Annotated in this window: 10 protein-coding genes and 1 tRNA gene; 7 read left to right on the forward strand and 4 right to left on the reverse strand. The window is 51.0% G+C overall.

Annotation, left to right across the window (positions count from 1 at the left end; genetic code table 11):
- Position 1: 1 nt before the first annotated feature.
- The 4 genes from DHN43_RS20470 to DHN43_RS20485 are packed head-to-tail and all read right to left on the reverse strand — an operon-like array spanning position 2 to position 3,693.
- The gene (locus DHN43_RS20470) at positions 2-1,132 is read right to left on the reverse strand and encodes an ABC transporter permease (RefSeq protein ID WP_108819851.1); all 1,131 of its coding nucleotides are present in this window, start codon (positions 1,130-1,132) and stop codon (positions 2-4) included.
- Entirely contained in the window at positions 1,129-2,046 is a 918-nt protein-coding gene (locus DHN43_RS20475; protein WP_108819852.1) for an ABC transporter ATP-binding protein, read from the reverse strand. Before DHN43_RS20475 ends, DHN43_RS20470 begins: the two co-directional genes overlap by 4 nt.
- Complete coding sequence (locus DHN43_RS20480) at positions 2,043-2,993, reverse strand: HlyD family secretion protein (RefSeq protein ID WP_108819853.1); 951 nt, start codon at positions 2,991-2,993, stop codon at positions 2,043-2,045. The genes DHN43_RS20475 and DHN43_RS20480 overlap by 4 nt, the downstream gene beginning before the upstream one ends.
- Complete coding sequence (locus DHN43_RS20485; protein ID WP_108819854.1) at positions 2,986-3,693, reverse strand: CerR family C-terminal domain-containing protein; 708 nt, start codon at positions 3,691-3,693, stop codon at positions 2,986-2,988. The genes DHN43_RS20480 and DHN43_RS20485 overlap by 8 nt, the downstream gene beginning before the upstream one ends.
- A gap of 211 nt (positions 3,694-3,904) precedes the next feature.
- Between DHN43_RS20485 and DHN43_RS20490 the strand changes: the two genes are divergently transcribed.
- The 7 genes from DHN43_RS20490 to DHN43_RS20520 form a co-directional block, all read left to right on the forward strand.
- Positions 3,905-3,994: transfer RNA gene (locus tag DHN43_RS20490), tRNA-Ser, on the forward strand.
- A gap of 132 nt (positions 3,995-4,126) precedes the next feature.
- Positions 4,127-4,381: a DUF6538 domain-containing protein gene (locus DHN43_RS20495; protein ID WP_159096952.1), complete on the forward strand. Its 255-nt coding sequence runs from the start codon at positions 4,127-4,129 to the stop codon at positions 4,379-4,381.
- Positions 4,356-5,654 carry a hypothetical protein gene (locus DHN43_RS20500; protein WP_159096953.1) on the forward strand — a complete coding sequence of 433 codons (1,299 nt, stop codon included), beginning with the start codon at positions 4,356-4,358 and terminating at the stop codon, positions 5,652-5,654. The genes DHN43_RS20495 and DHN43_RS20500 overlap by 26 nt, the downstream gene beginning before the upstream one ends.
- A gap of 26 nt (positions 5,655-5,680) precedes the next feature.
- Entirely contained in the window at positions 5,681-7,051 is a 1,371-nt protein-coding gene (locus DHN43_RS20505) for a hypothetical protein (protein WP_108819857.1), read from the forward strand.
- An 81-nt stretch (positions 7,052-7,132) separates the two neighbouring features.
- Positions 7,133-7,747: an NlpC/P60 family protein gene (locus tag DHN43_RS20510; protein ID WP_159096954.1), complete on the forward strand. Its 615-nt coding sequence runs from the start codon at positions 7,133-7,135 to the stop codon at positions 7,745-7,747.
- A gap of 194 nt (positions 7,748-7,941) precedes the next feature.
- Positions 7,942-8,208: a hypothetical protein gene (locus DHN43_RS20515; protein WP_108819859.1), complete on the forward strand. Its 267-nt coding sequence runs from the start codon at positions 7,942-7,944 to the stop codon at positions 8,206-8,208.
- Positions 8,209-8,369: 161 nt separating this feature from the next.
- On the forward strand, positions 8,370-9,647 hold a 1,278-nt coding region (locus DHN43_RS20520), incomplete at its 3' end, for an Ig-like domain-containing protein (protein WP_199914844.1).

The raw sequence follows: 9,647 nt of genomic DNA on the forward strand, positions 1-9,647 counted from the left end.
ACTAGTCCAGTGTCCGCTTGAACCTCTTGAGGGCCAGCATCAGGAGCAGGCCGACGAACAGGAAGAGGGTGTAAACGCTTGCAGATACCTCGCTCCATTCCGCGCCTTTCAGCAAGATCGCGCGAACAACGCGCAGGAAATGAGTGAGCGGGAAGATCTCGCCCAGTGTTTGCGCCCATTCCGGCATGCCCGCGTAGGGGAACATGAAGCCGGAGAGCAGTAGGGATGGCAGGAAGAAGAAGAACGTCATCTGCATGGCCTGCATTTGCGTGCGGGCGACTGTTGAAATGAAGTAACCCAGCAGAACCAATGTCAGCACAAAAACCAGTATAGCGCCGATGAGTAGCAGCAGCCCGCCTTCAAACGGGATGTTGAAGAGCAGGCGGCCTGCACTCAACACTACGGCGACCTGAACCGCCCCCACGCCCAGATAGGGCAGGACTTTGCCACACATGATCTCAAAAGGAGATGCGGGCATGGCCAGAAGGTTTTCCATGGTGCCGCGTTCTGTTTCTCTCGTCAGGGCGATGCTTGTCATCATCACCAGCGTCAGCTGAAGAATGACGCCCAGCAGGCCGGGGACGATGTTGTACTGGGTGATGCCTTCCGGATTGTATTTGCGATGAATGATGGTGCTGGACTTCAAAAGATCCTGCTTCAGACTAGGATTCTTCTGTTTGATGGATGCAACGGCTTTTTCGATGATTGCCGGGGCAGAGGCGACCGCAGCGCCGGACGCTGCCGGGTCTGTGGCGTCTGCTTCAATCAGTGCGTTGGGCGTTCCTGCTTCTGCCTGCTTGGCGAAATCGCTCGGGAACGTCACCACAAACGTGACTTTGCCGCGCCGGAGCAGGCTGCGGGCTTCTGACGGTGAGACATTCACATCAGTGAACTTGAAGTACTGAGAGTTTTCAAGGGCTGTGACGGCAGCGCGAGAGTATGGATCATTTGCCATTGAGACCAGAGCCGTGGGGAGGCCGCGCGGGTCATTGTTGATGGCGTAGCCAAACAGCACGAGCTGAAGCAGGGGAATGCCGAGCATCATGGCAAAGGTGATACGGTCGCGGCGCATCTGGATGAACTCTTTGATGAGCATGGCAAAGAGCCGCTGAAGGGAGAATACTCTGCTCATTGCATGTTGTCCGTGCTGTCACTCATGAACTTGATGAAGACATCCTCCAGATTGGTTTCTGATTGTTCGATCTGGATGTCTTCGTGTTGCTCCAGTGGTTTGAGCGCGCGTTTCAATGCCTGAAGGTCTGTTCCTGTCACGTGCAATGAGTTGCCGAACGGTGCGACCTGCTGCACGCCTTTGTTTTTCTGAAGCCTAGGAATGAAACGTTCAAGGTTGGGGCCGGTGAGTGTGTATGTGTACAGTCCTGCATCTGCGATGACATCATGCAGGGAGCCGTCGGCTAAAAGTTCGCCATATGAGATGTAGGTGATGCGATGGCAGCGCTCGGCCTCGTCCATGTAGTGGGTGGAGACAAGAACAGTCATGCCATCAGCTGCAAGGCGGTGGATCTCCTCCCAAAAATCGCGACGGGCCTTTGGGTCTACACCTGCGGTGGGTTCATCCAACAGCAGGAGCTTCGGTTTGTGCATTGTACAGGCCGCCAGAGCGAGGCGCTGTTTCCATCCGCCAGAGAGTTCGCCTGCCAACTGGTTGCGGCGGGAGAGCAGGCCGAGCTTTTCCAGTGTTGCGGTTGTGTGCTGCTTCACTGGTTTGAGGTTGTAAAGCCGCGCGACAAAGCTCAGGTTTTCCTCGATGGTCAGATCTTCGTAGAACGAGAACTTCTGCGTCATGTAGCCGACCTGGCTTTTGATCAGCAGACGGTCCTTGATCAGATCGTACCCAAGCACCTGTCCGTTGCCTTCGTCTGGCTTCAGGAGCCCACACATCATCCGGATGCTGGTGGTTTTGCCCGAGCCATTGGGACCAAGGAAGCCGACAATCTCACCCGGTTTGACTTTGAGCGAGACATTGTTGACGACCAGCTTGTCGCCAAAGCGTTTGGTCAGGCCTTTGACTTCAATTGCGTTCATTGCAAGCTGTCCAGATCAACGTCAAAAATCTGACCGGGTCTCAACGGAGAATGCTTCGTGATTGGCTTTGCCTGCACCTCATAAACCAGCTTCTCGCGTGTCTCTAAAGAGTAGATGACTGGTGGGGTGAATTCCGGGCCTTCTGCAATGTGGGTGATCTGCAAGGCTTGCAGGGTGGCGCAGCCGGAGCATCTGGCGTTGAACCGGGTACCAACTTCCAGCTGTGCGTATTGCTCTTCGGGCACGAAGAAATGAAGCTTGATGGAATTGACGGGCAAAAGGCTGGCAACCGGCGCTGTTGGGCCTGCCATTTCACCAGAGTGTAGGAACACGTCTGTGACCTTGGCATCTTCCGGAGCGTAGATCTTCCGCTTCTCCAGCAACCACTCGGCCAGATCAACTTTTGCCTTTGCCATCTCATATTGACTCTCGGCGGCAGCGATCTGATCTTCACGTGCTGGCAGCTTGGCAACGGAGAGCTGGGCTTGCAGCTCTGTTATGCGGGCTTGCGCAACGAGCAGGGCGGTCTCTGCTTCATCAAACTGTGCTTGAGAGATGACTTTACGCCCGAGAAGGCCCTGATATCTGTCGTAGACGTTTTGCGAATGTTTGGCCTGTGCCTGTGCTGAGCGCAGGGTGGCGTTTAAAACGTCGATCTCCTCAGGGCGCTTGCCAAGCTTAAGGTCATTGAGTGAGGCGAGTGTCTGTTGCAGTTGAGCCTTGGCTTCAGCCAGCTTCATGTTGGCATCGGAGGATTCCAATATGGCTATGAGCTGGCCTTTCTTGACCCGTTCTCCTTCTTCGACCTGTACATCAGTAATTTCGGAGAGTTCCACTGGCGCCAGCTTGAGGTACTCGCCTTCAACATAACCAGCGGTCAGGTTTGGTTCCGGCGCGCAAAAGGCAAGCCAGCTTGCCACAACAGGAAGGGCACAGACATTAAGCATGGTTCGAGCCTTTCGACAGCTCATCCAGCAAGGCGTTGATTGAGCGGTGGAGGATAGATTTGATCTGTGCCAGCTCATCCGGGCCGACGGCTTGCCAGCCCATGCGCTTAAGCACCAGCGGACGGGCCAGACGGATGTAAAGCAGCTGGCCGATCATGGCGAAGATTGCGAGCTTCAGTTCATCAGAAGCGACATGCTGGCCAGTTGCGCGGCTGAAGAGCACGGTGACACGGTCCATCAGCGGCTCAAAGATCAAGTGGTAAAGCGTGTCCACTTCCTCTGGTGAGTGCAACACCTCCTTGAGCATAAAGCCAATTACCAGTTCAGCGCGCTTGTTTGTTTGGGTGAAGGTGATCATGCGGTCGATCATCTCCAGAATCTTAGTGCGCGCCTCTTCAGGTGACAGATGCTCGATGTCAGAGAGCTTTCGGTTCAGCACAACAGACATCACATCGCCAATCGACATGGCAATGAAGTTGATGCATGCCCGCTTCAACCCGGCCTTGCCATCGAAGTGATAGGCAATGGAAGCAATGTTGGCCTTTGCTGTTTGCGCGATAGAGCGCGTGGACGTGCCGGCATATCCCTCACGACCGAAGTGGTAGAGAGCAGATTCAATAAGGTCGCGTTTTGTTTTGGCCGATGGGGTGTCAGATGCCAGAACTTCACGCAGTTCATTTGGGGTGGGGGAGTTAGTCATAACGACACCTATTTTTTAATCAATCGTTTGATTGAAAATCTACGCCTGTTTCAGAATTTTGTAAAGTGCGCATCCAGAAATTCGTATTGATGGGAAATTGGGGGTGAGATTGGGACTTTTGTAGTTTCTACACAGGGTATTTTCTATTTCCACAGCTACAGTTGCTACTTGCTCTTGAATTTCAGGTGGTTCGTGGTATCTACCCGCTCATGGACACGTGGCCGAGTGGTCGAAGGCGCTCCCCTGCTAAGGGAGTAGGCCCGGAAGGGTCTCGAGGGTTCGAATCCCTCCGTGTCCGCCATCTTCCCTTTTTTGAAAATACGAATAGATACGCTTAATCAATGGATTGAAGCGTGTTGAGCAAAGTGATTTGACACTGGTGGACTGAGCTACTTAACAAATTACATAACACTGCATGTAGGATGGGTAGAATATGGCTCATACGATCAGTCGTGGAATGTACTCTTTTGTGAAGCGTGTTCCCAAAAGATATGCGTCTGTCGATCCGCGTTCACGCATCCAGCTCTCCCTTAAAACCGAAAGCCCTGATGTGGCACAAAGGAAGTCTCTCATTATTGAGGAAAGGCTTGTTGCGTACTGGGAGGCTTTGCTCGCAGAGGATCATGAGGGGGCAAAGGCTCACTATGAGGCTGCAGTCAATTTTGCAGAAGTGCAGGGGTATACCTAATTCCGAGCTGGTCACCAAGTTTAGCGATATCTGGAGCGATGACCATCGCGGCGACAGCATCGCCAGCACGCTTGTGATTTGTAAGAGCGTCAGCGCTCAGCATCATAGAACGGTGTATCCGCATGGATATCCGACAGTGACATCTTTGGTTCGGGCTAAACGCGTTTTAGACCCTCGAACTGATGAGGTCGCCTTTAGCAGGAACCTTGCGCTTCACCGTCTTGATCTCTTGCTATCTCCCTATGGAGGAGCTTTGAAGCCTGAGCGGATTAATCTTGAGAGTTGGGCTAGTGCTGCTGCTGTCGCTGATGAGCAGGTCACCAACTTCCAAGGGGATCAAGAGCCTCGATATCATGGTGGCTTCAGTGGCCGGGAGAACAATGACCCCACTGAGGTTGCAAGGCTGATTGATGAAGCGGGTGAACTGCTGCTTTATGTTGACCCGCAAGGCAAGGTGGCGGTGCATGCCGGGGAGTGGGTAGAGCCTGACATTCACTTGAAAACAGCAGACATCAAGGAAGTGACCTTCCTGTCAAACCGGAATCCAAACTCGAATGTGAAATCTGTTCGGGGCCTTTGGACCAATCCAGAGCTGAACTATACCGAGGATGATGCGGTCATCTGGGGTGATCCATATGTGGATGAGAACGACCCCAGGTCGCGAACCGTTGATAACGAATGCATCCAAAGCCACAACCATATGCGGCGCAAACAGAAGCTAAAATACATTCGTGCAACAGCTCCGCGTGTGCGGATTGTGTGCGACTACTTTGCATCTGAGAACCTGCCGTTTCGACGCTTTATCAAGATCACAGAACCGCCTCATCTGGTGGATGCCAATCTGGAACTTATTGGAACTCCGATCTTGGATCTCAACAATTTTACCCACCAGTTCGAGGCAATCGTTGTTCCTAATAGCCTTTACGATTTTGAACCTGAGGAGGAGGGCGAAAAGGGTGATCCTCCTCAACGCATTGGCTCCTCTGCATTGCCGATTGTCACCAGCTTTACGATTGCATTTGAGCAGCAGGGGCAAAGCTTGGTTGCTGAGGCGAGCTTCTCGCGTAACTCCGAGGCTCTCACCTATGAGCTGGAGTATATGAAAACCAGCGGCGGCGCTGCCAAGTACGCGCAAGCAAACGATGGTGAAGAAACCATCGAGACAGAAAGCTTGACTGCTGGTGTGGAATATCGGTTCCGCATGCGAACCCGTTCGGTCTTTGGGCAAAATAGCAGCTGGTCCAATCCGGTTGTGCTTCAGGCCTCTACCTAATCTCTTTTCAACACTTGGAGTTGGCTATGAACTTCCTGATTAAGGAATTGGTTTGGCGCGGCCATGACACGCTGGGGCTTGATAGTACTGATCCGTATGAGCCAGATAAAGATCAGATTATAGCCTATATGGGGCAACTTGAGATTGCCGCTATGATTGGTGCAGTTCTAGTGAAAACCAAGGCTGAGCTGGATGCGATCACCAACAAAGAAGATTACACCCCTGCCATGGTTGGTGCAGATCCAGATCAAAACAAAAGCGGATATTATCAATGGTTGGGTGGTACCTGGAACTATGTGCGCGACCTTGCTGACAGTATCACGAGACTGGTTGATATCGATGGGACGGGTAATGCGATCAGGGCGAAACTTCGATTGGGTGTCAGCCTCTCGGCAGTTGAGTTTGCAGTCTTCGTTCCCATTGCAAACAACTCAGGCGCCGTGACCATCAAGGTTGATGATGTGCTGTTGCCAATTCGAAATGGCCTCGGCAATGAACTCGACCCTGATGACCTGCAGAAGGGCTATCCGGCTATGCTCACAGTGATTGAGGGGCAGGAGGGTTATGTTCTCCTTAATCCGGCAAATGTCGAAGCAGTGGTTCTTGCGGCCAAGACCGCATCCATAGCAGCTCGTAATCAGGCACAAACAGCTCAAGGCAAAGCAGAGGACGCTTTGAACCAACTGGAAGTTGCGGTTGAGCAAGCTTCTGATTTGGCGTTTAAGCGCTTCAATAAGCTCTATCTAGGGTCATTTGACGACGATCCGGACACTGATAATGAGGGCAATGAGCTGGCAGATGGAGCGCTGTATTTCAAATCGCCAGATAAGAAGTTGAAAGTCTATTCTGATGTTAATGGATGGGTGCTTGCAACTCCAGACACAAGTGACTTTCTCCATAAAGCGAACAACCTGAGTGACCTTCCAGACAAATCTGCTGCGCGTTCAAATCTGAGGCTAGGAGCGTTGGCGGTTTTAGACAAAATCACCAACACCCAAATAGCCCTTAAGACAATTTACGGAAGCAGACTTGCCGATAACGCTGTCACCGATCAGAAGCTCAATTCTGCAAAACTGAATACGCTTGCAGCTGTTCCGAGGATTATTGCCGCTGCGAAGGTGGATACAAACGGTGATGTGCTTTGGGCAAGCAATCTGACCTGCAGCCGTACTAGTGTAGGTGGTTACGAATACGAGTTCGTACAAGCGCTCCCATCCAGCAAAGCAGGTAAATACACCGTCTTAACGACGGCAGATGAAAGCGGGCACATACCTCGAACCACTGCGAAAACAAAAGATGGCTTTAAGACTGGATTTGTGACACGGCGAACGACCACACCTTATCCATTTGTCGGCTCAAGCACAGGTCACGATATGGTTGTGATTGGTGTTTGGTAGGGCATTGCAAGCGAACTCAACTGAAAGCCGGCTCCCCTGGGGAGCCTTTTTTGTGAGGTGATCATGGGAGGGGTACCAGACTTGGAATCTCAAGAAATGCTGTTGGAACTTGGATTCAATCCAGGCAAGCCCGATGGTGATTGGGGCAGACTTTCAGAACATGCCTATCAGAGTTGGCTAGGCTTCAAGATTAAAGCGGTCAAAAGTGGCGAGCCGCCATGGCTTATTGAGGCGCGACGATTGTTGGGAACCAAGGAAATATCAGGACCGAAGCACAATCCAAGGATTATGGGTTGGGCGAGTAAGTTGGGTATCTCCTACCAGACTGATGAAACCCCTTGGTGTGGTCTGTTTGTCGCCCATTGCATGAGCCTTGTTTCTGATCGCCTGCCTATCAATCTTCTAGGGTCTCGCCAATGGGCGAAATACGGCAGACGGTTAGATAAAGGGGTGCCTGGCTCTATTCTTGTCTTCTGGCGCGGTAGCCCTCGCGGTTGGAAAGGGCACGTTGGTTTCTACGTTTCTGAGAGTGCCGGCCACTATCATGTGCTTGGTGGCAATCAGTCCAATGCAGTCACAACTGCAAAGCTTTCAAAGCGGCGGTTCTTAGATATCCGGTGGCCGGAAAGCTATCCAGTGAAAGGAGAGCGAGTGTTGGCACAGCGCGAAGGTGCTGTCTCGATCAACGAAGCTTGAGGTTGCTTCAGTTAGAACTTCTTTTCTGGCTAGCTAGTGGATAAACTCACAAGCTTGGTTGCACAGGAACTCGTGAAATTTCTTCGTGAGTTTGGTCGCGTTGGAACACTCTCTTGATTGAGTACCGGAAGTGCAAAGCCTGACGAGACAACTAAAACTACACGATCAAATTGCGAAAGAAAGAGGTGCTTGTGATGGCGATGCAAGAGCAAACGCTTTCGGGTTGGCGTCTTGGAAAAGAGATCCCAGTAGGGCTTATGTTTACTGTGATACTGCAGTTTATTGGTTTTGTCTGGTGGGCGGCAAGCGTCAACGAACGAGTGACTGCATTGGAGCGCTACGCTTCGCAAAGTAGCGCTATGGTTGAGCGTGTTACACGGGTTGAGACATTGGTTGAGAGCGTTGAAAAGCGGTTGGAAAATATCGAAAGGAAACTAGATCGCATTGCCGATAAGGGGTGAAAGTACATTTACTTACAACCTAACATAAGAAAGATGCGAGATTCTTATCTATTTCAAAATACAGCGGAAAATACATATTTATTAAAATTGAAATCATAAGTTTCGGGCAAGTTTTGCAACTTTAGGGTGTAATTGTTAATGCTCTTAGGGAAGTTGTTTTAATGTCTAACTCCGCACCATTTTCCTACCCAATTCAAATCTCAACTACTGAAAACGATGTGATTTCCATTAGAGTTTTCTTCCAGGATTTTGATCTGGTAGATACTCATACACTTGCTTTGAATGTCGCTGAAATGATCGGAACTGGAACAGTCATCAGTGATGACACATTCCACTATGACCCAGGCACTAAATTCGATCATCTAGCTGTTGGAGAAACAGCTACAGATACGTTTTCTTATACGATTACTGATGCTGCTGGTGAAAGTGCGACTTCTACTGTCACAATTACGGTGACAGGGCAGAATGAAGGGCCGGTTGCGGTTGAGATCGCGAGGCAGACAGACGAAAACACTGCGATTAATATCGCACCCGAGTTCGTTGATTTCGATACATCTGACACCCATAGCATTGCCGTTGATACGAGCGACACTACCGGTTCTGTTACAGTAAATGCCGATGGTACATTCACCTATAGTCCAGATGGTAAGTACGACGCATTGAACCGCGGAGAAACCGCAACCGATACTTTCACTTACACCGTAACAGATGCCTCAGGTGAAAGTTCCACTGAGACGGTTACTGTTACAATCCTGGGTGAGGGTAATGTCACAGCTAAATCCGGCAAACTTGTTGCCTCTGATGGTGCTGAGTATGACAGTTTTGGTCATGGAGTGCAGATGAATGACCACGGAGTTGTGGTAGTTGGTGCTTCTGGGGATGATGATAAGGGCAGTGAATCCGGTTCGGTCTATGTCTATACGCCAGATGGCGGCAGTTATGCGGAGACCAAACTTGTGGCTTCTGATGGAGCTGACCTGAACCACTTCGGTGCCAATACTGCGATCAATAACTCTGGTGTTGTTGCGGTTAGTGCCTTCGGAGATGGTACTCCGGGTAGTGCCGAAAAAGCTATTTATGTGTTCACTCCGACAGACGGCGGGAGCTATTCGGAAGTCAAGCTGACTGTACCTGAAGGTATCTTTAGTGGCATGCCTAGTGAGCATGGCCTCTCAATGAATGCAAGTGGAGTGATTGTTGCTTCCGTCTTTGATGGGATTGAAGACAAGATCTACATCTTCACTCCAGATGGTATTGGCGGTTACGCAGAAGACACTCTCTTTATTCCAGGAGCTGGCAGCGCCAGTGGCAATGTTAGCATTAACGACGGTGGTGTTATCTTTGCCGACGGTCCAGGCGATCTTGCTCGTGTGTTCACACCGGATCCTGCCGGCATYTATATAGAGCTGGAACTGTCCGCACCTGACACCAATGATAGC

The organism is Pseudovibrio sp. Alg231-02, from assembly GCF_900143565.1.
Classification (GTDB): Bacteria; Pseudomonadota; Alphaproteobacteria; order Rhizobiales; family Stappiaceae; genus Pseudovibrio.